This is a genomic window from Alphaproteobacteria bacterium LSUCC0684 (assembly GCA_041228335.1).
In the GTDB taxonomy this organism is placed as follows: Bacteria; Pseudomonadota; Alphaproteobacteria; order Puniceispirillales; family UBA1172.
This window is the reverse complement of record CP166130.1, coordinates 2,103,199-2,128,638: the sequence shown is the minus strand read 5'-3', so window position 1 is coordinate 2,128,638 and position 25,440 is coordinate 2,103,199. Positions and strand designations below refer to the sequence as shown.

Sequence of the window (25,440 nt, the reverse complement as noted above, 5' to 3'; positions counted from 1 at the left end):
TTTCAAGTAAAAAACGATCAGGCCGTGGTTTGATATCAATTATTGGGACTAAGCGGCATGAGCCAGGATAATACCCCGCCAAATCTGAGGATATTGCGTATCCTCGAGACGATCGCCGAGGCGGACAGCCCGTTGACGCCGACCGAAATCAACGCGCGTCTTGGCTGGCCCAAACAGAGTCTGCACCGGCTCTGCAACACCCTCATAAGTGAAGGGTATATCGACAAGCGCAACAAGCGCCTGTTCCCGCGCCAGCGTCTTTTTGATCTCTTCAACAATCTGTCGCGGCACAGCACCATGCACGCGGCGCGCCATCAGATCCTGCTGGATGTCGCCCATGCCGTAAGAGAGACGATCAATTTTGTCCGGCCCGAGACAAAAGGCATGTTCTATGCCGACCGGATCGAAACCAACTGGGCGTTCCGGGTCCAGCTGCCCATCGGCTCGCATGTTCCGTTCCACTGCACCGCCAGCGGCAAGACCTATCTTGCGCACCTGCCGGCGGCCAAGCGCCGGGTGATGCTCGACAGTCTCGATCTGCGGGCCTTCACGGCGCATACCCACCGGACGGTGGCGTCGCTCGAACGTGAGCTTGAGGTGATCGCCACCCAGGGATATGCCCTTGACCGGGAAGAGTTCTATGACGCCATGGTGGCGGTGGCCGTGCCTGTCCGCGATGCGCGCCGACGCTTCCATGCCGCCCTCGCCGTCCATGGCCCGAAGCCGAGGTTTTCGCTTGATGATGCCATGGCCTGCCGCAAACTCCTGACCGACGCCGCGGCAAGGATCAGCAACACCATCGAGATCTGAAAGACAAGAGCAGGCGGTTTCGCCTTTCTCCCTTCCCCCGGCCATCAGGCATCGGGAACAAGGAAGGTGAGTGATCCCCATCTCGATATCCAGCGTGCGCCATCCGCCTCCTCGCGAGTGGCGGCGGCAAGGTCCACGTGATCAAGAAGATAGATATACCCGCGCCTGGGGGTGAACCCGATCATGCCTTTCGCATCGGTCCTGAGCACCATCTCGGTCACCGCGGCATCGGGGATGCCCGATTGCCGATACATGACCGTGACCTGAGCATCCGGGCGCGGCATGCCATCCACTTCAAGAGCGAAAACAAGCGGGCCTGCCTGCCAGCGATAGGGGTTTTCCCGGGCGATGAACTCCACTTCAAGCCCAAGCCTGCGATCCTCCCCGGCGGCAGGCGCTGCCGGCGTGCCGATGCTGATCAGGCTTTTGGCATGGCGGGTGTAGCGCTCAACAAAGGATGTCTCCGGCAGGCCTTTGGAGCGATGCTGATCTTCGGCTTCGGGATATCCCTTCTTGCGGGCAAAGGCGGCGAAGTCGTCAAGATGGTCATATTGAACAAGTCGCGGCGTCGTCTCATAGACGAAAAGATTTAGCCCGTCACCTTTTGCCGTGAGGTTTCCGGCGGGGCGGTCGCCCATGCGTCCGGTGACGGGGCGGCTGCCCGAAGGGGTGATCTGCTCAAATCTCCGGAAAGATGCCGGCATGTAGATCTGCTGGCTGCCCTGCATCCCGGTGCCAAGCAGGATCGCCACCCTGATTTCCGTATCAGGGGCGGCCTGCCACTTGAGCGGTTCGAGCCAGAGCTCATGCGCGGCCACCCCGCGCCAGGCGAAAAGCAGGACAAGAGCCGCAAGAAAACCACGCTGTTTCATGCGGACAAGGTAGCCGAAATATGCTACCCCGCCAAGGTGAAGGAGTTGCCCATGAAGATCTGTCGAACCCTCATGCTGTTGATCGTTTTCCTTGTACCGGCGATGCCCGGAAAGGCCGAAGCCCATGAAATTCAGCCGGCGGTGGCGGATATCGCCATCGGTGAGGAATCAATCCAGCTTGAGATCAGGTTCAATGGTGAAGTCCTGCTTGCGGGGATCGACGCAAGCCAGATCGAGGATACCGGTCTCGCCCCTGAAGCGGCCGCCTATGACCGGCTGCGCGGCCTTGACGACGAGGTGCTTGGAAATGAGATCCGTGCCGCGGCGGCGGCGCTCCTGCCGGTGTTTGACGTTGCGAATAACGGCATCCCCCTGACGCTTCGGCTTGATAAGGTGATGGTGGAGCCGGAACCTGATCTGTCGCTGCCGCGACTGACGCGGGTTCAGCTCAGCGCCAAACTGCCGACGGGCCAGGCCGAGATTACCTTCCGGGCTGACCCTGCCTTCGGTCCGGTGGTTCTGCGGCAGGTAGCCGGGATCGGCGAGACAGAAAGCACCGAGGCCGGGGATGAGATGCTCTATACGGTCTATCTCCTGCCCGGCGACGTGACGGCGCCCATCGTATCTGCCGATCAGGCGCGAAATATCTCCGCGGTCACGGTGTTCGGGGAATATATCCGCATCGGCATCGTTCACATCATTCCGAAAGGGGTTGATCACATTGCCTTCATCATGGGGCTGTTTTTCTTCTCGCCACGCTGGCGGCCACTGATCGGGCAGGTGACGATTTTCACCGTCGCCCACAGCATTACCCTTGCGCTGGCAAGCCTCGGGGTGGTGAAGGTGCCGGCGGCGGTGGTCGAACCGCTGATCGCGCTCTCCATCGCCTGGATCGGGGTGGAAAACATCATCCGGCCGCGGCTCGGGATGCTGCGGCTCGGGGTCATTTTCGGCTTCGGTCTCCTGCACGGGCTTGGTTTTGCCTTCGTGCTGGCAGAGACAGGTTTCAGCGGCGCGTCGCTTGCGCTCAACATGCTGGCGTTCAATATCGGGGTTGAGCTCGGCCAGATCCTGGTGCTGGCGCCGCTCATCCTGGTGGCGTTCCGGGCAGCCCGCCTGCCGTGGTATCAGCCGCGGCTGGCGAGCCCGGCCTCAGCCCTTATCGCCGCGCTTGGTCTTTTCTGGTTCGTGGAACGAATCACAGCGGGATAGACGCAGCCCCGAGCGATGCCAGCACGATCAGCCCCACCACCAGGATCGGGCGCATCACCCCGAAGGCCAGCAGCAGAAACCCGCCAAGCCCGATGGCGACATCAACCGGCCCCCTGATCCCGGTCATCATGATCGGGTTGATCAGCACGGCAAGAAGAAGCCCGACCACGGCGGCGTTGATCCCGTCAAGCGCCCGCCGGACAAGGGCATGTTCCCGCAAGGACCGCCAGAAGGGCATGACGCCGAGCAACATCAGAAAACTGGCAAGGAAAATCGCCACCAGCGCCAGCCCCGCCCCGCCAAGCCCCGCGGGGCCAATGCCGGTCATCATGCCAAGAAAGGCCGCGACCGTGAAAAGCGGGCCGGGAATGGCCTGGGCGGCGCCGTAACCGGCCAGAAATTCGGCATCCGTGACCCAGCCTGGATCCATCACCGCCGATTTGAGCAGGGGCAGAACGACATGGCCGCCGCCAAAGACCAGCGCGCCGGCACGGTAGAACCCGTCGGCAAGTGCCAGTATGGGATGTTCCACGAGTGCCGCGAGCATTGGCAGAGCCGCCAGCAGGCCAAAAGCAAGGCTGAGGAAAGCAAGACTGGCGAGCCCCCCGGCAAAGGCTGTCCGGCCGTGTCCGGCTGCGAAGGTGCTGCGCGGGAGCATCACCACCCCGGCCAGCGCGCCTGCCGCAATCACCGCAAGCTGCATGAGTGGCGACGGAACAGCCAGGAGGATCGCCATGGCGGCAAGCGCGATCAGCTGGCGCGGCCTGTCCGGGGCAAGAGACCGCCCCATGGTCAATACCGCATGGGCGACAACGCTCACCGCGACAAGTTTCAGTCCGGAAATCAGGGCCGGGGGGAAAATATCGCCATATTCAGCAAGGCTGAAAGCGAAAAGAACCATCAGCAGGGCCGAAGGCATGGTGAAACCGAGCCATGCGGCGAGCCCGCCCCGGTATCCGGCCTTGATCAGCCCGATGGCAAACCCCACCTGGGATGAGGACGGGCCGGGCAGAAACTGGCATAGAGCGACAAGATCGCCATAGGTGCGGTCATCGAGCCATCTTTTCTTTTCGACGAGCAGGGCACGGAAATAGCCGAGATGCGCCACCGGCCCGCCAAAGGACGTGCAGCCAAGATAGAGAAAAACCCGGAAGACGGACCAGGCGGTCACAGCAGGGGCGTCGCCATGATCGGGGGGCGGTTGATCTGGCTGCGAAGGCGAAGGCATCAGGCGGTTTTTTCGATATCCAAGACGAGATGGACGTAATCCATCGCATGGCCGTCCGGGTTGGCCGCAACCTCATCTTCATAGGCCTGGTAGAAGGCATCGACAATCGCCATGGCTTCCGCGGGCGGGCGCTGATCGAGCGCAGTGGTGAAGACGGTCTCGGACCAGCTGCGCAGGGTCGGGATCAGCGAGACGGCGTATTCACGCGCGGACATCCCGCCTTCTGATGCGTCGAAAGCCTGCCGGTAAGGGCAGGGAGTGAGCATGCTTTTCGAGGATTTGACGCGCAACCCGGCCTTGCTGACGGCGCTGCCCTTATCCTTGAAGGGTGCAAGGAATTCATCCATGGTGCGGTAATGCTGGCTGAAGGTGGCGCGGCGATATTCTTCGGCCGTGATCGTGCCGTTGTCGCGCAAGGCTTTCCAGTGCTTGTCAAAATTGTTGAACATATGGACGCCGCCGGTATGACCGAGGAAATGGCCGTTCTCATCAATCCCGAAATTGAAGCAGATAAACCGCCCGCCGGGGATAAGCTCGGCGGCCCGGGCCAGCAGGATGGACTCCCAGTCGCGGGCAGCCTGGGCGTGGAAAGCATCCTGTTCGGCGGCGCTGGCACCCACCATATGGACGTGATCCTCGATCTCGCAGGGCTTGCTGGAGACGTAATGCATGGAGGTGGCGGAAAATCCGAGATTGAGGCTTTCATCGGCCATCAGCTGGTGGTGAAACCCGGTGCCGCATCCATGGACGAATACATTGTCAAGATTGGCCTGATACGCTTCGGCCGGATCGCCCGTGAAACCCTGCATCATCCGGAACAGGGTGGAAAAATCATTCGAGGCAAGATCGGTGTAGAGCATCTCAACCTGGCGGTCATCGCCGCTGTTGCGCAGATCGGCCAGCAGGGATGACCACATGCCGCGACTTGTGCCGCCATCGGCCGCCCCGAAATCCGCCAGCCTGAGCCGGGGGGTGTATGGTGTTGCGGCCAGTGCCTCGCGGATCATGGGCAGGGCGATGTTGATGACGTTGCGGGCCCCTGCCGTGCGCTGGGAATAATACCCGTCGCCCACCATGGCGAGCACCGCCGCCGGGTTAAGACCTGTCTTTGTTCCGCTCATGACCACGCTCCGCTGCAAATCATCGTTATCGTCGAGTATGCTGGCAAAAAAGCTAAAAGGTCAATTCCGTGCTGGTGGCAAGACGGATGCCGGCCCCGGTCATGGCGGCGGTCATGGCCGCGAGCGATCCGCCGAGATCAATCGCCCGGCAGGCATCGGTCAGAACGGTGCAGTCAAGGCCGAGCCTGGCCGCGTCAAGGGCGGAATAGGCGACGCAGTAATCGGTGGCAAGGCCTGCCATCACCACCCGGGTTATGCCACGTTCGGCCAGATATCCGCCAAGCCCTGTCGGGGTCTGGTGATCATTCTCAAAAAAGGCGGAGTAACTGTCTATTTCCGGCCGGAAGCCCTTGCGGATGACAAGTTCGGCCCGGGTCCATTCAAGATCCGGATGAAATTCTGCCCCCGGTGATCCCTGGATGCAGTGATCCGGCCACAGGGTCTGGGGGCCATAGGAAGCGTCGATCGTGGTAAAAGCCTCACGGCCGGTATGCTGGCTTGCGAAACTGGAATGGCCTTGCGGGTGCCAGTCCTGGGTCAGAATCGTGTGATCGGCGCGGGCGATCAGCTGGTTGATGGGCTGAACGACATGATCGCCATCGGCAACGGCAAGCGCCCCGCCGGGGCAGAAATCATTCTGGACGTCAATCACGATGAAGGCTGTATCGGTCATGGCGGGCTCCTTCCGGGCGGCATATCCTGATATGCAAACTGCGTCTTTCTAGCATATTGCCGATTGCTGTTCCAGCCGCTAGGGTTTTCAAAGGAGAAATGCCATGCTGATTGACTGCCTGCAATACTGCAACTGGTCCGAGACGATTTTCCGCCAATGGCGCGAGGGCGGCGTCGATGCGGTGCATGTCACCATCGCCTATCATGAGATGTTCCGCGAGGTGGTGACGAATATCGAGGCCTGGAACAGGCATTTTGAAGCCTATCCTGATCTGATCGTGCAGGCCTTCAGTGCCGAGGATATCGAAAACGCCAGGAAAGAAGGCCGAACGGCGGTCATTTTCGGCGCCCAGAACCCGTCCCCGATCGAGGATGATATCGGGCTGGTCGAGGTGCTGCACCGGCTCGGGCTGCGCTTCATGCAACTGACCTACAACAACCAGTCCCTGCTGGCGACGGGATGCTATGAAGATGACGATACCGGCCTGACCCGCATGGGCCGCGAAGTGGTCAGGGAAATGAATCGCGTCGGCATGGTGGTGGACATGTCGCATTCGGCTGAGCGCTCCACCCTTGAGGCGATAGAGACCTCGGCGCGGCCGATCGTCATCAGCCACGCCAATCCGAGCCGGTTCCACCCTGCGCGGCGCAACAAATCCGACACCGTGCTCAACGCTCTTGCGGAAAGCGGCGGCATGCTCGGGTTTTCGCTTTACCCGCATCATCTGAAAGACGGGAGCGACTGCAGGCTTGAGGATTTCTGCGCCATGATCGCGGAGGCTGCCGAGCTCATGGGGGTGGACAAGATCGGGTTTGGCTCTGATCTCTGCCAGGATCAGCCCGACAGCGTTGTTGAGTGGATGCGCGTCGGCCGCTGGACGAAAGCGATTGATTACGGGGAAGGTTCGGCCAGCAATCCAGGCTTCCCCCCGATGCCCGCATGGTTCCGCGACAACCGGGACTGGCAGAATATACTTCAAGGCCTTGCCAAAGCGGGATTTTCGCCAGATGATGTCGCCAAGATTGCCGGCGGCAACTGGCTCGAATTCTATCGCCGTTCCTTTGGCCCTCTATGAGGTGAAGATCAAGGCCGTTTCTTTTGCGCAAGGGGTAGGTTCGATGACGCTCAAGATACATGACAATCCGTTTGGACCGACGCCGATGCGCCCGCCCGCAGAGGTCATGCGGCTTGAGCGCATGGGATCGTTTCATCCGATGCGGCTTTCCTTTTCCCGGCAGTTGCTGCGGCGGATGGCTGCCGAAAGCTGGAAGGTCGATATCCCGCGCTGGGAGATCGATGAAAACGGGTACGGTCAGGCGGTCATTCGCGTCACGGCCCCCCGGCATGTCTACAGCCTCGCCGCGTTCAGCCATGCGATCACCGATGATGAGCGGAGCGACCGGGTCATTGCCGAACAATGGGATGCGACGTTCTCGCTCGTCGAAGGGGAGCCGGATGACGCCGCCATGCGCCGCATGGCCGAGACCGTCTCACGCCAGGAAGCCGGCCGCCAGACCGCCGAACAGCTCACCTTGAGCCGCGCCAATAAATCGGTCCGCATGTTCGAGCATGTGGTCGGCCGTCTTGCCGGGGGCAGCCAGCCCGACGCCGCGATGGTCAACAGCATCGGCTATGTCATGCGCACGACAGCGGTCTATGGCAACGGGAAATTCGGCATCGGTGACCGTGACCGGCTGAGAGAAAGCGACGCCATGCCGGGGCCGTTTCAGGTGGAAATGCTCACCGTCTATCTGATCCGTCATTTCTCGCTTGAACTCATCGATCATCTGGCCCGGCACCGAGGCGGCGAGAAAGCCGTTCCCCTTGAGCGAAACCTGGCCCGCCATTTCGGTATCGGCAACGCCACCGGACTTGGCATGGCGCCGTTTCTTGTCAACCATCAGGCCCTTTTGCATCGCTGGATGCAGGCGCGGGAAACGGCCCTTGCCCGGGTGCTCAGCTTGCCGCAACTCGAGGCGGGCAAGGCAGAAGAGATTGCAGGCTACCTCGCCCGGGCGCAGATCTATTGCGCGCAATGGCGAGTCGATGATGCCATTCAGGCAGCGCGTATCACCGAGCTTGAAGGCGATCTTGCCGCTATCGCCTCCTGGCTGGATGATCCGGCCTGGGCGGAGAGGGACTTCCCCCTCAAGGAGATGTTCGACCGGGTATCTTCGTCCTGTTCGGTGGAGGCAGAGGAGATGATGGTGTCGATCCTGCTTGAGCCCTTTGGCGAGATGATCGATGACCTCGGCGAAGAAATGGGCGCAAAAGAGCATATAAGCGTGCCGGTCACCGCTACGGTTGCGGCGGCAAGGGCTGCGCTTGAGGCGCATTACCGCTGGGCGCTTGATCTTGATCTCAATGATGCGGCGGCGGATACATTGTTCTGGTATGTCTCGGAGGCCAAGCTCGAACCCCGTCTTGGGCAGCGCCATGAAGAGGACGGCGCGGAAAGGGAGATGCCGTTCGATATTCCGCATCAGATCCAGCGTCTTGATGCTGATCTTAAGGCCGCTGACGAGACCGAGACCCTCGCCGCTTTCATGATGCGTCACCCCCGGCACCGGCATATGCTGCGCCGGGTCATGCAGACGGCCGAAACCCCCTATGGCGAGATCAGGGACAACCTGGTGGCGGCAACCACCCGCCCCATCGACATGCTGCGCTGCAAGCTGAGTTTCTTCGGGGCATCGAAATTCGATCCGAAATCAGATCTGTGGACGCGCATCTCGCTGTTTCAGGGTGCCCCGCTTGCCGACGAGCTGAACGGCGCTGGTGCGGATAACTGGCTTCTGGCAACGATCAGCACTGACCGATGACATGATCTGCCTGTCCCGAAACGAAATTCGTGCCGAATGCGAAAAGGCCCTGCGCGGTGCTGGCCTGCCCTGGGGGCTTGCCCGCGATGGCGGCATCATGGCCTCCTGGCTCGGTGGCATGGGGCTGCCTTTTCTCGGCGCGATCAACCGCGCGGCCGAAACGGTTCTCCGCCATGGAGAATGCGCAGGTGATATCAATGCCATCTCCCGCGCGGCGGGCCCCGTGCCTGCGCCTGCCTATGGGCTTGTTCTGGCCGAACAGGTTGCCGCTGCCGGCACGAGCTGGACAGGGGGTGTCATTGCCCCCAGATATCTGCTGGCCAGCATCGCGATCCTGGCAAGAGAACAGGGTATCGGGCTCAAGATTTCAAGCCGCGGAACGCTGATGGCGTGGGCTGTGGCAGACCAGATTCATGCCCGAAAAGAGGGCTGGCAGGACGGGGAATATACCCTTGAGCGTATTGACGCGGAAGGATCATCGCAAGAGAGATTTCCCCCGGATCTGACCCGGCTTGGGGCGTATCCGGATATGACCGCCACGGTGCCCGACGCCTGCTGGCGGCAGCTCGGCCTCTACGCCAAGGAAACCTATGTGCCGGAAACCGAAGAAAAACGAGCCCGCGGCGCCGGGGCCGGGAATATCGATAATTCGTGAATTTTATGGCTCAAGCCGCAGGTATTCAGGTCACGGGGCAGTCGCCGAGATCAGGCCAGGCGCTGGTCCGCCGCCGCCAGATCAAGGGTGAAAAGCCTGCCGCCTGCCGGCGGAGATGCGCTGCATCCGGCCAGCCGCAGGGCCATCCACAGGGTGGCCTGATTGCTTGAGATGACGGGGCGGCCAAGGCGATCTTCCAGCGCCGGGATGACCGAGACCGCCGGCAGGGCGGTACAGGAGAGAAACATCGCCTCCGCCTCCGGATGGCAGGCATTTACCGCCGCCTCGATCAGCGCCGCTCTCTCCACCCGTGCAATGTCGACATCATGGCTGATGCCAAGGCAGTGATGACTTATGATACGGACCCCCTGGCGGTCAAAATAGGTTGCAACCTCTTGGCTTGCCGCCGCCGGATAGGGGGTCAACAGGCTGAGTTTTTCAACGTTCAGCGCGCGCATCGCGGCCAGCGCGGCGCGGGCAGGATTGGTGGTGACCGTGCCGGGCTTGCCCTTGTCGAGGGCCGCATCGATGCCTTCATCGCCGATGGTGGCTGACGCCGCCGTGCAGCCATAACACAGCGCATCGAGATCTTCCCCCGGCAGGATAAGCGCCGCCGCCGCCGCGATATCCGGCTCCATGCGGCGCAGATTTTCCACGGTCACGGGATTGATGAACTCCACACGGCTGACATAAAGCCCGACATCCTCATGGGGCAGAAGGCGGGCGAAATCGACTTCGATCATGTGATCGGTCGAAAGCGCAACAAGCCCGATACGATATTTCACAGGACCGCTGCCCAGGCGAACCTGATCCCCGATATCCACCGCATCCGGCACAGATAGAGCCATGGCTGACCTCATTCACGTAATCTTGAACTATTTCAGATCAATCACGCTTGGCAGTCAACCGGAATTGAGATAAGATGATTTCCGTTCACAGCGTCGGCTGGGAGAGAGTGGCAAAAGCCACCGCCGAAGGAGCAACCGCCCCGGAAACTCTCAGGCAAAGCGTACTAGTCGATCAGAACACTCTGGAAAGAGGCTGGAAAAGGTCCACCGAAGGGGAAAGTCCGACGCCGACGATCAGTCGGCAGGATGAATATCTCAGGTTCCGCGACAGAGGGGGCATTGCATCCATCGGGATGCAATGATTTCGTTTGTTCTGGGGGACCAAACTAATGACCGCATCTTTGCAGCCGAGCAGGACGGCACTCCACGACTGGCACCAGAAACATGGTGGCAGGCTGGTGGATTTTGCCGGCTGGATGCTGCCTGTCCAGTACAAGGACGGGATCAAGGCTGAACATCTCGCCACCCGCCAGTCGGCGGGGCTGTTCGATATCTCGCATATGGGGCAGGCAATCATCCGGGCCGGGGCCGGGATCGATGCTGCCGCCACCTTCCTTGAGACTATACTGCCGCTTGATACAGGGACGCTTGCTTCGGGGCGGACGCGATATAGCGTCATCCTTGATGAGAAGGGCGGCATCCTCGATGATCTGATGGTCAGCCGGGCTGAAGATCATTTCTTTCTGGTGGTCAATGCCGCAAGGGCGGAACATGATCTGACCTGGATCCGCGAACGGCTTCCTGCCGGGGTGACGCTCGAGCCGCTCAAGGCAAGATCGATGCTGGCCCTGCAAGGGCCTGAGGCGGGGGATGTCATGGCCAGGCTGATACCAGAGACCGATGGCATGATCTTCATGGATTTCATGCAAACGGACTGGCAGGGGCATGCCCTGACCTTGTGCCGGAGCGGCTATACCGGCGAGGACGGGTTTGAGATCGGCCTGCCCGATGCCGCGGTGGAAGCTTTTGCCGATATGCTGATGGCGGATGAACGTGTCGCTGCCGCTGGTCTCGGGGCGCGGGATTCGCTGAGGCTCGAGGCAGGTCTGCCGCTCTGGGGCCATGATATCGACGAGACCACAACGCCGGTTGCCGCCGATCTCGGCTTTGCCATCAACAAGCGGCGGCGGCAGGAGGGCGGCTACCCTGGGGCCGGGGTGGTCAATCCGGAATTCGATACCCCGCCCGGCCGGAAACGGGTCGGCCTCATCGGGGAGACGCGCCAGCCCGTCCGGGAGGGTGCGCCGCTCATCCATGATGGCCGAAAGGTGGGCACGGTTACCTCCGGCGGGTTCAGCCCGTCGCTCGAGGTGCCGGTTGCCATGGGATATGTCGAACGCGAGATGGCAATACCCGGAACTATCATCAACGCGGATGTCCGGGGCAGAATGGTGCCGATGCGCCTTGCTGATCTGCCCCTGGTTCCGCATCGATATAAAAGGCGGTAGCAGGCAACTGATACCGGAAGAAAGAAGACTGAAATGCAAACTGCACCAAGGTAATGGAGGGAGAGAGCCATGAAAAAATATGCAGAAACACATGAATGGATTGACAATGCCAGCGGCGAGGTCGGTATCACGGCCCATGCGATCGAGCTTTTGGGGGATATCGTTTTTCTCGAACTGCCGGAAGTCGGCCGCAGTGTCACCAAAGGCGACGGGGTGGCGGTGATCGAATCGGTCAAAGCCGCATCGGATATCTATGCGCCGGTTTCAGGTGAAGTGGTGGCGGTCAACAGCGATGCCGCCGACAACCCGGAAAGCCTCGGGGACAATCCCGAAACCTGGCTTTTCAAGATCGCGATTGCCGATGAAGGTGATCTCGACGGCCTGATGGATGAGAATGCCTATACCGCGTCTCTTGACGCGTAAGGAGGCGGTGATGACAGAAATATCGATGTTCCGTGATCGTCATATCGGGCCTTCTGCCCGGGATGTCGAAACGCTCCTTGGCGTGGTTGGATATCCGTCGATGGAAGCGCTGATTGATGCGGTGGTGCCGTCCCGGATCCGGCGTCACGATGCGATGCCTATTCCGGCCGCTCTCAGCGAAGAAGAGGCGCTGGAAAAGATCGCCGGATATGCCGCGCGCAACAAGGTGGTCACCTCCATGATCGGGATGGGGTATTACGGCACCCATACGCCGAACGTCATCCTCCGCAACGTGCTTGAAAACCCGGCCTGGTATACCGCCTATACACCCTACCAGCCCGAGATCAGCCAGGGTCGGCTTGAGGCATTGCTCAATTTCCAGACGATGGTGGCTGACCTGACCGGAATGGATGTCGCCAATGCCTCGATGCTCGATGAGGCGACAGCGGTGGCCGAAGCCGTGGTCATGGCGCACCGGTTCTCCGGGGGCGGCAACACGGTGATGGTGGACCCCGACACCCATCCGCAGACGGTGGCGGTCCTGAAGACGAGGCTTGAGCCGCTCGGCATTTCCATCGCCGAGGGCACGGCCGGGGATATTCTGCCCGAGGGGCTGAGCGCCGTGGTGGTGCAGTATCCCGGATCAAGTGGTGCCATCCGCGACATTTCGGCCGAGATTGACGCGATCCATGAAGCCGGCAGCCTTGTGGTGGTGGCAACCGATCTTCTGGCGCTTACGCTTCTCACCCCGCCGGGGGAGATGGGGGCGGATATCGTGGTCGGCTCCACCCAGCGTTTCGGTGTTCCGATGGGATTCGGCGGCCCGCATGCCGCCTTTCTTGCAACGCGGGAGAAATTCCAGCGCCGCATGCCCGGCCGTCTTGTCGGCGTGTCCGTCGATACCCAGGGCCGCCCGGCCTATCGGCTTGCCCTGCAGACACGGGAGCAGCATATCCGCCGGGAAAAGGCGACGTCGAATATCTGCACCGCGCAGGTGCTGCTGGCGGTCATGGCCGGTCTCTACGCGGTATGGCACGGCGCCGACGGGCTGAAAGCGATCGCCGGGCGCGTCCATGACCTGACCTCACGCCTTGCGGCCGGGCTCACGGCATCCGGCCACCGGCTCCGGCATCAGGCGTTCTTTGACACGCTGATGGTGGAAACAGGCGCGAAGACCGATGCCGTCATGGCTGAGGCACTGGCCGCCGGGTTCAATCTGCGCAAAACCAACGGCGCGGTGGGGATCAGCCTTGATGAAACCACCAGCCTTGATGACTGCGAGCGGCTGCTGGCGGTGTTCGGCGCCGAGATGCCGGCCGCGGCAGCGATGGCCCTGCCGTCGGCGCTACGGCGGCGGTCGCAAATTCTGGCCCATCCGGTTTTCAGCCGCTATCGTTCCGAAACCGAAATGCTCCGCTATCTCCGGCGCATGGCGGATAAGGACCTGGCGCTTGACCGGACCATGATCCCGCTTGGCTCCTGCACGATGAAACTCAATGCCACGGCAGAGATGATCCCCATCACCTGGCCCGGATTCGGCCAGTTGCATCCCTTCGCGCCGGAAGATCAGGCCGAAGGCTACAGGGATCTTGTCAGGGAGCTGGAAAACTGGCTTTGTGCGGCAACGGGATATGATGCGATGTCGCTTCAGCCCAATGCCGGCTCCCAAGGGGAATTTGCCGGGCTGATGGCGATCCGTGCCTGGCACCGGTCCCGTGACGAAGGGCATCGCAATGTCTGTCTTATTCCGGCCTCGGCCCATGGCACCAATCCGGCCTCCGCGGCGATGGCCGGCATGAAGGTCGTGGTGGTGGACTGTGATGGCGATGGCAATGTCGATCTCGAGGATCTCAACGCCAGAGCGGACGAGCACGCGGATAACCTGGCCGCGCTCATGGTGACCTATCCTTCCACCCATGGCGTGTTCGAGGAGGCCATCCGCGATATCTGCCAGATCATTCATGATCGGGGCGGGCAGGTCTATGTGGACGGGGCGAATCTCAATGCGCTGGTCGGGCTTGCATCCCTGCCCGGGTTCGGTGCGGATGTCAGCCATCTCAACCTGCACAAGACTTTCTGCATTCCCCATGGCGGCGGCGGCCCCGGCGTCGGCCCGATCGGGGTGGCCAAGCACCTGGCGCCGTTTCTGCCCGGCCATCCGCTGACCGGGGAAAGCGCGGTCTCGGCCGCGCCCGAAGGCAGTGCCAGCATTCTGCCGATTTCATGGATGTATATCGCCATGATGGGGGCGGAAGGGCTGAAAGAGGCATCCAGCGTGGCGATCCTGAGCGCCAATTACATTGCCGCCCGGCTCAAGGAGTATTACCCGGTGCTCTACACGGGCAAGAACGGGCTGGTGGCCCATGAGTGCATTATCGATATCCGTTCAATCAAGGACGAAACCGGCATTTCCAACGAGGATATCGCCAAGCGCCTGATGGATTACGGGTTTCATGCGCCGACCATGTCCTTTCCGGTTGCCGGTACGCTGATGATCGAGCCGACGGAATCGGAATCTCTTCATGAACTGGACCGGTTCTGTGATGCCATGATCGCCATTCATGGAGAGATCGACCAGGTACGCAAAGGCGTCTGGCCAAAGGACAACAACCCGCTTGTCCACGCGCCGCATACAGCCGAAGCGGTGACCGATGCCGCCTGGGACAGACCCTATAGCCGGCAACTCGGGGCATTCCCCGCCGGAATGGCGGATAAATACTGGCCGCCGGTAAGCCGAATCGACAATGTCTGGGGGGACCGCAACCTGCATTGCTCCTGCCCATCGGTGGATGAATGGAAGGATGTTGCCGAATAAATCAGGTTTTTGAAGCCTGATCGGCTCGATTCCACCCCAAATCAAGTCTTTTGCAGCCATTTGCGGCAAACATGTTTGCGTTTTGGCATGCAAAAGATTTGACGTGGCCACAGAATGCTACATATTTATAGCTTGATTATGACGAGCTTTCGCTTGAATTCGGTAAGGTGATATTCCCTTGATGAAGACGGCTGGTTCAACATTACATGGTGCGGCATTGAGTGCTGCACGCAACTAAGGTGAGGAGAAAGACATGAAACGTCGTGACTTTATGACTAAGGCTGGTATTGGCGGGGTGGCAACAGCTACCGCGCTTGCTACGCCTGCTATTGCCCAGGATCGCATCGAGATCGCCATGGTATCCACCTGGCCACGCGACTTCCCGGGTCTCGGGACAGGCGCCCAGCGTTTTGCTGCCCGTCTTGGGGATGTATCCGATGGCCGCATCCAGGTAACCTACTATGCCGCGGGCGAACGTGTCGGGGCTTTCGACAGTTTCGATGAAGTCGCATCCGGCAACGCGCAAGCTTACCATGCCGCGGACTATTACTGGAAAGGCAAGCATCCGGGCTGGGCCTATTTCACCGCCGTGCCATTCGGGCTCAGCTACGTGGAAATGACGGCCTGGATTCACTGGATGGGTGGTCAGCAGCTCTGGGACGAACTGGCTGGCGAGTTTGGCCTCAAGTGTCTGGCCTGCGGCAATACCGGCGTTCAGTGGGGCGGCTGGTTCAACAAGGAAATCAACTCCGCCGACGATATCAAGGGCCTGAAGATGCGTATCCCGGGTCTTGGTGGTGACGTCATGGCCAAGCTTGGTGCCTCCCCTGTCTCCCTGCCGGGTGGCCAGATCTACGAAAACCTGGTTTCCGGCGCCATCGAGGCAACCGAATGGGTGGGCCCATGGAACGACGAAGCGATGAAGTTCTATGAAGCTGCCAAATACTACTACTATCCTGGCATGCATGAGCCGGCATCCCAGCTGGCCGCCGGCTTCAACGCATCGTTCTGGGGCACGCTCTCCGAGACCGATCAAAACCTGATCACGGCTGTCGCCCAGGCAGAGAACGACAACATCATGGCCGAGTACAACGCCAAGAACGGCGCGGCGCTCGAGCGTCTGGTCAATGATCAGGGTGTCGTTGTGCGTGAATTCAACGAAGACGTCTATGAAGCCTTTGGTCGCGGGTCGGCGGAAGTCTATGCCGAAGTGGTCGAGCATTCCGCTCTTGCTCGCCGCATCCACGAATCCATGGTTGCTGCACGCAAGACCGTTGGTGAATACCAGCAGCTCAACGACGTGGAATACGTCCTCAAGCGTAACGCGGTGCTTGAAGGCTAACACTACCGGAAAGGCGGGGTTACATGCCCCGCCTTTTTTCTGTTCTTTTCCAGAAGGCCCACCATGAGTGACCGTCAGTTCCTAAACCCCCTCGTTGTTCTGATTTGCCGGTTTGCCGGAATTGCCAGCGTCGGGCTGGCTCTTGCTTTTGTTGTGAACAACTTTCTGACCTATTCCTTTGGATTGCCCGGGATCGCGCCGACACTTGACAGCGCCGGGCTGTTTGGCCTTGACGCACCCAAAGGTGGTGCAAGTGGTGCCGGCTGGCTTCAGGTTCTGCTGGCGGCAGGTGCTGTTGCCGGCGCCGGATATTATGCTTTGCGTCGCGGATCGCTTGAGGCGGATGCAATCCGGATGGATGCGTTGTCTTCGGCTATCATCCGCATTGCCTTCTGGTCGGTGCTGCTGATCGGGGTGGCGGATGCGGTGCTTTCCTTTCTCCGGGTGGAGGATCTCCATACCGTGATGTTCGACAAGGATCTCGCCACCAAGATAGGCCTTTCCTCCTGGCGGGGGATGCATATTCATCTGCCTCTGATGGGGCTGGCGGTGCTGATCGGGCTCCGGGACAAATCGGTTTCGGTCGTCTGGCTGATTTTCCTTGTCGTGATTGCCGAGCTGCTGATTGTGCTGGCGCGCTTCATCTTCGCCTATGAGCAGACTTTCATGGGTGATCTGGTCCGGTTCTGGTATGCGTCGCTGTTTCTTTTTGCCAGTGCCTATACGCTGAAAGAAGAAGGCCATGTCCGGGTGGACGTGATTTTCGCCGCTTTCCGTGAACGCACGAAAGCCTGGGTCAATGCCACCGGAACGCTGTTCTTCGGCATCCCGCTCTGCTGGATGATCCTGACGCGCGGGCTTGCCGGGAAATCAAGTCTGATCAACAGCCCGATGCTGAATTTTGAAACCTCGATGAGCGGGTTCGGCATGTATGTCAAATACCTGATGGCATCCTTCCTGCTTGTCTTCGCCTTGTCGATGCTGGCGCAGTTCACCAGTTACTTCTTTCATGCCCTTTCGGTCATGAACAGGACTGACCCTGACGCCGCTGCCGATCCAGAGGGGGCCTAAGCCGTGGAACTTCTATTTCTGGCCATTCTTTTTCTGACCATGATGTATGCCCTCGGCTCGGGCTATCCGGTGGCCTTTGCCCTGCCGGGCTCGGCGATCCTGACGATCCTGCTCGCCGGTGCGGCGGGATACATGTTTGCCGGGGATTCGGGTGCGTATTTCACCCAGGACGGACCCTGGGAATGGCTCACCGCAGGGGTCACCAATTTCAGGGGCATTTACTGGGAGGTGGAGCGAGATACGCTGATTGCCATTCCGCTTTTCATCTTCATGGGTATCATGCTGCAACGCTCTCGGATTGCGGAAGATCTTCTGGTCACCATGGCCCAGCTCTTCGGGCCGATACCGGGCGGGCTCGGGATTTCGGTTGTCTTTGTGGGGGCGCTTCTTGCCGCTACCACGGGGATTGTCGGGGCGACGGTTGTCGCGATGGGGCTGATCTCCCTGCCGGCCATGCTGCGCAACAATTACTCAAAACCTCTTGCCACGGGGACGATCTGTGCCTCGGGCACGCTTGGTCAGATCATTCCGCCATCGATCGTGCTGATCATTCTGGCAGACCAGCTGGCCAGCGCTGCCGATCAGGCCGCCTCGGAACGCAAGTCGCTCTATAAGGAAGCCACGGGCGAATTTTCGATGCCGTCAAGCCTCGATATTGTGTCCACCAGCGCTGGCGACATGTTCCTCGGCGCGTTTCTGCCCGGGCTTGTGCTGGTCGGGCTTTACATGGCCTATATCCTGATCTCGGCGCTGATCAAACCGTCCACCGCGCCGGCTGTGCCTTATGACGGCAAACTCCTCGAGCGGGCGTTTCTTACCAAGGTGATGCTTGCGCTGGTGCCGCCGCTGGTGCTGATCTTTGCCGTGCTGGGTTCAATCATTGCCGGTATTGCCACCGTCAACCAGGCCGGCGCCATCGGCGCCATCGGCGCGACAATCATGGCAGGATACCGGTTGCGTGAAGGCGAGAAAGACGCCTATTACCCGGCCATTCTTTCCATTGTCTCACTGGTTGCGATCCTTGTTCTTTTGAACATGTTCAACCTCAATATCCGGACGATCGAGACCGGCGTCGATAAACTCGGTATCTTCCTCGCTATTGTTGCGGTGGCCGGATTTGTGGTGTCCGTGGGCTGGTCGTTCTGGCGCACCTTCAAGATCGAGGACACGCTCAACGGGGTGATGGTGGAAAGCGCCAAGACCACCTCGATGGTCTTTATCATCCTTCTTGGTGCCGCGATGCTGACCGCCGCCTTCCGCGGCTTTGGCGGGGAGGAGATCGTCAAGCATTTCCTCACCGGCCTGCCGGGGGGATTCTGGTCTCAGTTCATCGTCGTCATGCTGGTGATTTTCCTGCTCGGGTTCTTCCTCGATTTCATCGAGATTGCCGTGGTGGTGGTGCCGATTGTCTCCCCCATTCTGCTGGCAGATCCATCATCGAACGTGACGGCGGTATGGCTCGGGGTGATGATCGGCCTCAACATCCAGACATCCTTCCTGACCCCGCCTTTCGGCTTTGCGCTCTTCTACCTGCGCGGGGTGGCATCGAGCGCGGTCCGCACCCTCGATATCTATAAAGGTGTGGTGCCGTTTATCGCGCTCCAGCTGCTGGGGCTGACCATTGTCGGTTTCTACCCGCCGCTGGTGAATTTTCTGCCGGTCCGCACCTACCTGACCAGCGAGACCGCGCCGCCACCGAAAAACCCGCGGCTGCAGGCATGTCTTGAGGATTATCTCTTTTCCTATTACACCGAAGAACGGGCGGAAATCGAAGCCATGGCCGCCAGGGTCACGGCGCTTGATCTCGACGCATTGCCAGCCGGGGTGCGCCGCCAGATCAATGGAACGGTTGACGTTGTCAACGGTGTCTTCGGCCAGATCGAGGCGATCCGTGCGGCTGAAGCTGAACTTGAGCGGGCATCGGTTGAATATCGCCCCGTGCATGGAATGGTCCGGGACATCGAGCGTGACATCCGCCGCCTGAACCGTGAGATCACCACCCTTGGCAAGGATATCCGCGGGCTCGACAGCGAAGAAGACAAGGCGGCCATGCAGGCGAAGATCGACGCGCTCGAAATCGAGGTCGAAGAGATGAAAGCGCAGATCCCGGCGGAATGGAAAAGCGTCAACAAATCCTACAAAACCTTGCAGAAAGCGCTGGAAAAGGAGCAGAACAGCTACCGGCGCGGGGTAGACGATGCCTATAGTGAACTTATTGATGTCATTACCACCCTGAAGGACGCCGATGCGCTGGCCGGCCTGCGGCCCATGCTGGAGGCGCTGCCTGCCCTGATCACGGATGACGGCCCCCATGACGAGGCGCGTGACGCGATCAAGGATGCGATATCGGCGCTGCGCGAAGTTGCGGGGACGGATGAGATCGTCTCCAAACTCGAGGGGGCAACAAAAGACATCAGAAAGCGCAAGCCCAAGCCCGCGAAAGCCAGAAAGTCGCTGAGCTCGGCGATGAAAGAATTTGAGAAGGATCTCAAGGGACGTCAGGCTGGCGTGGCGATGCTGCCCGAACTCGAAAGGTTTGAAGCGGATATCCGGAACAATATCGGGCTGAGACAGCAGGACCGCCTGACCAAGGAGCAGGCGTCGGCGATTTCAGGATGTCTTGCGCAGCACCGGAATATATCGCTTAACTTCTAAGGCCGACCCGGCGCAGGCTGCTCTCATAATCCTCGCGGTTGAGGTAGCAGCCTGCCATCTTGCGGTGACCGCGGAACGCGGCGCGGCCATGAAGGATCCGCCAGTTGTCAAAGATCAGCATCTGGCCGGGGGAAAGGACCTGACGCCACTGCATGTCGGGATCGTTGGCTTTCTGGTCAAAGAGACGGCTGGCGGCGTAGAACCCGGCCATATCCGCATCATTGAGCCGGAACGGAGCCCGGTCATAGTTGTTGAAGGTCACCTGCGCCAGCTCGCCGCGCGCATCGTGCCGGAAAACAGGTCGTTCCGCGCGCAGAACAACCCCGTCGCCAATATACTGCCCCGGAACATTGATGCGGCTGAGATCCGCCAGCGCCTCAGGGGCGTTTTCCTGCATCCACCGATAGATGGCGAACCCGTCCACCATGATTGAATCCCCGCCTTCGGCATCGTATTCGCAGCAGAGCAGGAGCTGAAGCCCCGGCGCATCATGGCTGTAGGTGCCATCGGTATGGGGGCGGAGCTCTTTCGGCGTATAGGCGCTGTCATCCATGCCTTCATTGGCGGCAAATTCCCAGAGCCCCCCGAAGATCGTCTCACGCACATAGCCGATGGCATGGGCAACCGCGGCGACGCTTTCCTGCCCGACAGGGACATTGTCCAGCACGGCAAAGCCATGGGTATGGATGGTTTCCAGAAGCCTTTTCCGGCCATCATCGGTGAGGGAGGAATTGCTCGTGATCTCCTGCCATGGAACGAGCAGGCCCTTGCGGTCAGCCGTGCCGGCATCCCAGATATGGCGCGGGGCGGAAAGATCGGTTTCGGCCCGGGCAAAGCGGTAGAGAAAACTTGCGGGATAAGAGATCGGTCCGCGCTGATCAGGCCAGGACATCATCAGATTGCTGCCATCGGCATCGAGCTGCACGTCGGACGGGCTGATATCCGGATCCGCCGCGGCGGTGAAAAATTCCCGCTGGTGACTGCGATGATCCCAGCTTTCGTCATCCTGGGCGTGGTCACGCAACCAGAAAAAGGGAAAGCCGGATGATGTGGCATCGTCAAAGGTAAGATGAACAGCGCCGTCCTCTGTTCTGGCGTCGATCAATTTGGTCATTCGTCTCTCCATAACCTCTTTGCGGTCTGCCCCTGAGCATGGCGCAAAAGAACCCCATCTGGCAAGCCCGCACCCGGGCGGGGTGATTTTTTTTGCACCCGGCCCCCATTCTGCTACCATAGAGGGAGAAACGAAGGAGGCCGCCATGCCCAAGACCGAAACCATCACCTTCATGAACCGGGAGGGTGTTCCCCTGGCAGCCCGGCTCGACTACGCCCTTGGTGCGCATCGCGGCTGGGCGGTTTTTGCCCATTGTTTCACCTGTTCCAAGGACAGCCTCGCCGCTGCCCGCGTTGCCCAGTATCTGGCCATGGAGGGGATTGGCGTCCTGCGCCTTGATTTTACCGGCCTCGGGCAATCCGAAGGAAGTTTTGAAGATACCGGATTTACCGCCAATATCGATGATATCGTGGCGGCGGCGGCGTGGCTTGAGGATAATTACGCGGCGCCTGATCTCTTGATCGGCCATAGCCTGGGCGGCGCGGCGGTGCTGGCCGCGGCGGCTTCAGTTCCGTCGGTCCGCGGCGTCGCAACCATTGGAGCACCGGCGGACCCGGCGCATGTCCGCCATCTTTTCGCAGATGCGATCCCGGCGATTGAGGCTATCGGCATTGCCGAGGTTGTGATCGGCGGGCGTCCCATCCGGATCGGCAAGTCTTTTGTCGATGATCTGCTGGCACAGGATGCTCCGGCTGTTCTTGCCCGGCTTCAGGCCGATCTTCTGGTGATGCATGCGCCGGAGGACGAGATCGTGAAGATCGACAACGCAACCCGGATATTCGCCGCGGCAAGACATCCGAAATCGTTCGTCTCCCTTGATACGGCGGATCACCTGCTGACCCGCAAAAAGGACAGCGCCTTTGCGGCAAAAGTGATCGCGGCCTGGGCCTCGCGCTGCCTTGGTGATGAACTGGGGGGCGATGAAGCGGGGCGCGCCGGATCAGATCCGGAGGCTGTTCTTGTCCGGTCGAGTCCGGACGGGATTTTCGCCCATGATATCAGCATCGGCACGCATCGGCTTCGCGTCGATGAACCCGCGCGCATAACCGGCGGGCTTGACAGCGGACCTGCGCCTTATGATTTTCTCAAGGCCGGGCTTGGGGCATGTACCGCCATCACGATCAGGCTGGTTGCCCAGCGCAAGGGATGGCCGCTCGAAAATTGCGAGGTTGAGGTGCTCCACCGCAAGGAAGGCGAAGGCAAGGAGAAAAAAGATATCTTCAGTCGCAGGCTGGTGCTTGAAGGGGCGCTTGATGAAAGCCAGCGGGACTATCTTTTTGATATTGCCAATAAATGCCCGGTACATCGGACCCTGGAGGCGGAAGCTGATATCGAGACCGAACTTCAGTAAGAGGACACATTTAACAATTGACGCCGGTGAAATTTCACCTAGCGTAAACGGAAATGATCCTGAAATGAGGTGGTGAGATGAATTCCATCCATATGCGCGACCAGCGCAAGATTGATCCCTCCCGTCCGGCGGCCTCGGCGGCCCTCATGCCCGATGGATCCCCGCGGGATAATGACCGTATCGAGATCGGGCCGACGCCTCTTGCCTTTGCGGAATGGGAAGAAGCCGGGCTGACCGCACCTGACCTTGTGGGCCTGCGGCAGTTCCATCTTGACCGTATTCTCGCCCAGCTGCATCAGCATGACCTGGCTGGCGTGCTGCTGTTCGACCCCCTCAATATCCGCTATGCCACCGATTCTACCAATATGCAGCTCTGGAACACCCATAACCCGTTCCGCGCCTGTCTGGTCACGGCGGACGGATATATGATTCTGTGGGATTACAAGAACTCTCCCTTTCTAGCGGCGCATAACCCGCTGGTGCAGGAAGTCCGCTCCGGCGCGTCGATGTTCTATTTCGCCAATGGCGACAGGACCGCCGTCGCCGCCCGTGATTTCGCCGCCGAGATACGTTCGCTCCTCCGTGAGCGGGCAGGGGAAAACACCCGTCTTGCCGTGGACAAAATCATGGTTGCCGGGCTCCGCGCCCTTGAAGCCGAAGGGCTGACGGTTGAAGAAGGCGAAGTCGTGATGGAGCATGCCCGCGTCATCAAGGGCAAGGATGATATCCTTGCCATGCGCTGCGCGATGCATGCCTGCGAGCAATCGGTCCATGCCATGGAAGCCGCCGCTGCCCCGGGCATGACCGAAGACGATATCTGGTCCTATCTGCATGCGGAAAATATCCGCCGTGGGGGTGAGTGGATCGAAACCCGCCTTCTGGCCTCCGGCCCGCGCACCAATCCGTGGTTTCAGGAATGTGGCCCGCGGGTGGTGCAGAATAACGAGATTCTGGCCTTTGATACCGATCTGGTGGGGTGCTATGGCATCTGTTCGGATATCTCCCGGACCTGGTTTCTGGGCGACGGCGCGCCGAGCGCCGAGATGATCGAAGACTACCGCCTTGCCCATGAGCATATCCAGACGAATATGGAGATGCTGAAACCCGGGGTGACGTTCACCGAGCTGACCCATAACGGGCATCATCTGCCGGCGCTCTACCAGAAGCAGAAATATTCCTGCAAGTTCCATGGCGTCGGGCTGTGCGATGAATGGCCGCTGATCGCCTATCCCGACCAGTTCGTCGACGGCGCGTTTGATCATGAGCTCAAGCCCGGGATGGTGCTCTGCGTCGAGGCGCTGGTCAGCCGCGAGGGCGGGGAGTTTTCCATCAAGCTTGAAGATCAGGTGCTGATCACTGAGGACGGGTATGAAAACCTCACCCGGTATCCGTTTGACGACCGCCTGATGGGCAGGTGATCAACGCCTCAAGGGCGGTCAGGTGATCATCCGGACCTTGCCGATATGCGGCAGGTTGCGGTTGTTCTCCGCGTAGTCGATGCCATAGCCGACCACGAATTCATCGGGGATTTCAAAACCTGTCCAGCGCACCTCGACCGCGACCTCGCGGCGGGAGGGCTTGTTGAGAAGGCAGCAGACCTCAAGGCTTCGGGGCTTGCGGGTGCCGAGAATGCTGAGCACCTGCGAAAGCGTGTAGCCGGTATCGACAATATCTTCAACCACCAGCACATCGACATCCTCCACCTCGCCATCCAGATCCTTGAGGATGCGCACCTCGCGGGATGAAACCATGCCATGGCCATAGCTCGATACCGTCATGAAATCGACTTCAACGGGCAGATCAAGGCGGCGCACCAGATCGGCGATGAACATGAAGGAGCCGCGCAATAGCCCCACCACCACCAGTTTCGGCGTGCCGCTGTAATGATGGTTGATCTCCCGCGCCATGGCGTTGACCCGGGCGGTGATCTGGCTTTCAGGGATGAGGATATCGATCTCGTAGTCGCTGGCCATGGTCCTTTATTGCTCCCTGAAAAAACGCATCGTCCCTCTTATACCAAAAGCGCGGCGGCGAAGCCATGCTTGAAAAGCCCGGGATGCTCCGGCACAATGCGGCAAGCCGTATCAGCAGCATAAATCGGAAAGGCGGAAAAGATGGCAAAGGTCGCGTTTATTGGTCTGGGTGTCATGGGCTATCCCATGGCAGGGCATCTCAAGGCGGCGGGGCATGACGTGACGGTCTATAACCGCACGGCGGCGAAGGCCGGGGCCTGGGCGGATGAACATGGCGGCAAGACGGCGGCGACACCGGCGGCGGCGGCGGCCGGGGCGGAATTCGTCTTTTCTTGCGTCGGCGCGGACAAGGACCTGCGTGAGGTGACCACCGGCCCGGACGGGGCGTTCGCGGCGATGGAGAAGGGCAGCATTTTCATCGACAATACCACCGCTTCGGCGGATGTCGCGCGGGAGCTTGCGGCTTCGGCTTCGGCGCTTGGCCTCGGTTTTATCGATGCGCCGGTCTCCGGCGGGCAGGCGGGGGCGGAAGGCGGCATCCTGACCGTCATGTGCGGCGGCGAGGCGGAAATCTTTGCCCGGGCCGAGCCGGTGATCCGCGCCTATGGCCGGACGGTGACGCATATCGGCGGCGCCGGGGCGGGCCAGCAGGCCAAGATGGTCAACCAGATCTGTATTGCGGGGCTGGTGCAGGGGCTTTCGGAGGCGCTGGATTTCGGGATGCGCGCGGGGCTTGATATGGAGGCGGTGCTTGATACGATTTCCGGCGGGGCGGCGCAATCATGGCAGATGGTCAATCGCGGCCGGACGATGGTGGCGGGTGAGTTCGATTTCGGCTTCGCGCTGGACTGGATGATCAAGGATCTGGGGATCTGCCTTGATGAGGCCGGGGAGAACGGGGCCGCGCTGCCGATCACGCGGCAGGTGCTGGAGTATTACAAGGAGCTTTCGGCCGCGGGCCATGGCCGCAACGATACCTCCGCGCTCATCCGGCGGCTGCGGTAGGG

General features: G+C 60.4%; 21 protein-coding genes and 1 riboswitch. Of the genes, 14 read left to right on the top strand and 7 right to left on the bottom strand.

All coding sequences use genetic code 11. The annotated features are described in order from the left end of the window. Positions 1 to 57 precede the first annotated feature (57 nt). Complete coding sequence (locus AB8880_10190) at positions 58 to 810, top strand: IclR family transcriptional regulator (GenBank protein ID XDZ65290.1); 753 nt, start codon at positions 58 to 60, stop codon at positions 808 to 810. A 44-nt stretch (positions 811 to 854) separates the two neighbouring features. Here the strand turns inward: AB8880_10190 and AB8880_10185 are convergent, their stop codons facing one another. Then, positions 855 to 1,682: a DUF4198 domain-containing protein gene (locus AB8880_10185; GenBank protein ID XDZ65289.1), complete on the bottom strand. Its 828-nt coding sequence runs from the start codon at positions 1,680 to 1,682 to the stop codon at positions 855 to 857. A gap of 51 nt (positions 1,683 to 1,733) precedes the next feature. Between AB8880_10185 and AB8880_10180 the strand changes: the two genes are divergently transcribed. Continuing rightward, on the top strand, positions 1,734 to 2,894 hold the full coding sequence (locus tag AB8880_10180; protein XDZ65288.1) for a HupE/UreJ family protein: 1,161 nt from the start codon (positions 1,734 to 1,736) through the stop codon (positions 2,892 to 2,894). Here the strand turns inward: AB8880_10180 and chrA are convergent. From chrA to pncA, 3 genes are read right to left on the bottom strand one after another with little or no spacing between them, the layout of a single operon-like run. Continuing rightward, positions 2,881 to 4,122: a chromate efflux transporter gene (gene chrA, locus AB8880_10175; protein XDZ65287.1), complete on the bottom strand. Its 1,242-nt coding sequence runs from the start codon at positions 4,120 to 4,122 to the stop codon at positions 2,881 to 2,883. The two genes, AB8880_10180 and chrA, sit on opposite strands and share 14 nt — an antisense overlap. After that, complete coding sequence (locus AB8880_10170; protein ID XDZ65286.1) at positions 4,122 to 5,243, bottom strand: SAM-dependent methyltransferase; 1,122 nt, start codon at positions 5,241 to 5,243, stop codon at positions 4,122 to 4,124. The genes chrA and AB8880_10170 overlap by 1 nt, the downstream gene beginning before the upstream one ends. A gap of 52 nt (positions 5,244 to 5,295) precedes the next feature. Beyond that, entirely contained in the window at positions 5,296 to 5,916 is a 621-nt protein-coding gene (pncA, locus tag AB8880_10165) for a bifunctional nicotinamidase/pyrazinamidase (GenBank protein ID XDZ65285.1), read from the bottom strand. Positions 5,917 to 6,019: 103 nt separating this feature from the next. Here pncA and AB8880_10160 point away from each other — a divergent pair, with 103 nt between their 5' ends. The 3 genes from AB8880_10160 to AB8880_10150 are packed head-to-tail and all read left to right on the top strand — an operon-like array spanning position 6,020 to position 9,393. Beyond that, on the top strand, positions 6,020 to 6,991 hold the full coding sequence (locus AB8880_10160; GenBank protein XDZ65284.1) for a membrane dipeptidase: 972 nt from the start codon (positions 6,020 to 6,022) through the stop codon (positions 6,989 to 6,991). Beyond that, the gene (locus AB8880_10155) at positions 6,924 to 8,738 is read left to right on the top strand and encodes a hypothetical protein (protein XDZ65283.1); all 1,815 of its coding nucleotides are present in this window, start codon (positions 6,924 to 6,926) and stop codon (positions 8,736 to 8,738) included. Before AB8880_10160 ends, AB8880_10155 begins: the two co-directional genes overlap by 68 nt. Continuing rightward, positions 8,695 to 9,393, top strand: a complete 699-nt coding sequence (locus AB8880_10150) for a DUF3726 domain-containing protein (GenBank protein XDZ65282.1) — start codon at positions 8,695 to 8,697, stop codon at positions 9,391 to 9,393. Before AB8880_10155 ends, AB8880_10150 begins: the two co-directional genes overlap by 44 nt. A 50-nt stretch (positions 9,394 to 9,443) precedes the next feature. Here the strand turns inward: AB8880_10150 and AB8880_10145 are convergent, their stop codons facing one another. Then, positions 9,444 to 10,241 (bottom strand): ectoine utilization protein EutA, encoded by a 798-nt coding sequence (locus AB8880_10145; GenBank protein XDZ65281.1) that lies wholly within the window; start codon positions 10,239 to 10,241, stop codon positions 9,444 to 9,446. 88 nt (positions 10,242 to 10,329) lie between these two features. After that, positions 10,330 to 10,418: riboswitch (glycine riboswitch) on the top strand. Positions 10,419 to 10,570: 152 nt separating this feature from the next. Between AB8880_10145 and gcvT the strand changes: the two genes are divergently transcribed. The 6 genes from gcvT (at position 10,571) to AB8880_10115 (ending at position 19,995) form a co-directional block, all read left to right on the top strand. Further along, positions 10,571 to 11,689, top strand: coding sequence for a glycine cleavage system aminomethyltransferase GcvT (gene gcvT / locus AB8880_10140; GenBank protein XDZ65280.1), 1,119 nt, complete (start codon positions 10,571 to 10,573; stop codon positions 11,687 to 11,689). Between the two features lie 69 nt (positions 11,690 to 11,758). Beyond that, entirely contained in the window at positions 11,759 to 12,112 is a 354-nt protein-coding gene (gene gcvH / locus AB8880_10135; protein ID XDZ65279.1) for a glycine cleavage system protein GcvH, read from the top strand. A 10-nt stretch (positions 12,113 to 12,122) separates the two neighbouring features. Then, on the top strand, positions 12,123 to 14,927 hold the full coding sequence (gene gcvP / locus AB8880_10130) for an aminomethyl-transferring glycine dehydrogenase (protein XDZ65278.1): 2,805 nt from the start codon (positions 12,123 to 12,125) through the stop codon (positions 14,925 to 14,927). 253 nt (positions 14,928 to 15,180) lie between these two features. Beyond that, entirely contained in the window at positions 15,181 to 16,269 is a 1,089-nt protein-coding gene (locus AB8880_10125) for a TRAP transporter substrate-binding protein (GenBank protein XDZ65277.1), read from the top strand. Between the two features lie 63 nt (positions 16,270 to 16,332). Continuing rightward, positions 16,333 to 17,340, top strand: coding sequence for a TRAP transporter small permease subunit (locus tag AB8880_10120; protein ID XDZ65276.1), 1,008 nt, complete (start codon positions 16,333 to 16,335; stop codon positions 17,338 to 17,340). A 3-nt stretch (positions 17,341 to 17,343) separates the two neighbouring features. Next, positions 17,344 to 19,995 (top strand): TRAP transporter large permease subunit, encoded by a 2,652-nt coding sequence (locus tag AB8880_10115; protein ID XDZ65275.1) that lies wholly within the window; start codon positions 17,344 to 17,346, stop codon positions 19,993 to 19,995. Here the strand turns inward: AB8880_10115 and AB8880_10110 are convergent. Further along, positions 19,985 to 21,109, bottom strand: coding sequence for a TauD/TfdA family dioxygenase (locus AB8880_10110; protein XDZ65274.1), 1,125 nt, complete (start codon positions 21,107 to 21,109; stop codon positions 19,985 to 19,987). The two genes, AB8880_10115 and AB8880_10110, sit on opposite strands and share 11 nt — an antisense overlap. Positions 21,110 to 21,254: 145 nt before the next feature. On the opposite strand from AB8880_10110, the gene AB8880_10105 reads away from it, so the two are divergent. Together AB8880_10105 and dddP are read left to right on the top strand one after the other, a co-directional pair. Next, positions 21,255 to 22,460 (top strand): alpha/beta fold hydrolase, encoded by a 1,206-nt coding sequence (locus AB8880_10105; GenBank protein XDZ65273.1) that lies wholly within the window; start codon positions 21,255 to 21,257, stop codon positions 22,458 to 22,460. Between the two features lie 77 nt (positions 22,461 to 22,537). Next, entirely contained in the window at positions 22,538 to 23,878 is a 1,341-nt protein-coding gene (dddP, locus tag AB8880_10100) for a dimethylsulfonioproprionate lyase DddP (GenBank protein XDZ65272.1), read from the top strand. An 18-nt stretch (positions 23,879 to 23,896) separates the two neighbouring features. On the opposite strand, the gene hpt is transcribed toward dddP, so the two are convergent. After that, complete coding sequence (hpt, locus tag AB8880_10095) at positions 23,897 to 24,433, bottom strand: hypoxanthine phosphoribosyltransferase (protein XDZ65271.1); 537 nt, start codon at positions 24,431 to 24,433, stop codon at positions 23,897 to 23,899. Positions 24,434 to 24,574: 141 nt separating this feature from the next. Between hpt and AB8880_10090 the strand changes: the two genes are divergently transcribed. Beyond that, entirely contained in the window at positions 24,575 to 25,438 is an 864-nt protein-coding gene (locus tag AB8880_10090) for an NAD(P)-dependent oxidoreductase (GenBank protein XDZ65270.1), read from the top strand. Positions 25,439 to 25,440 lie beyond the last annotated feature (2 nt).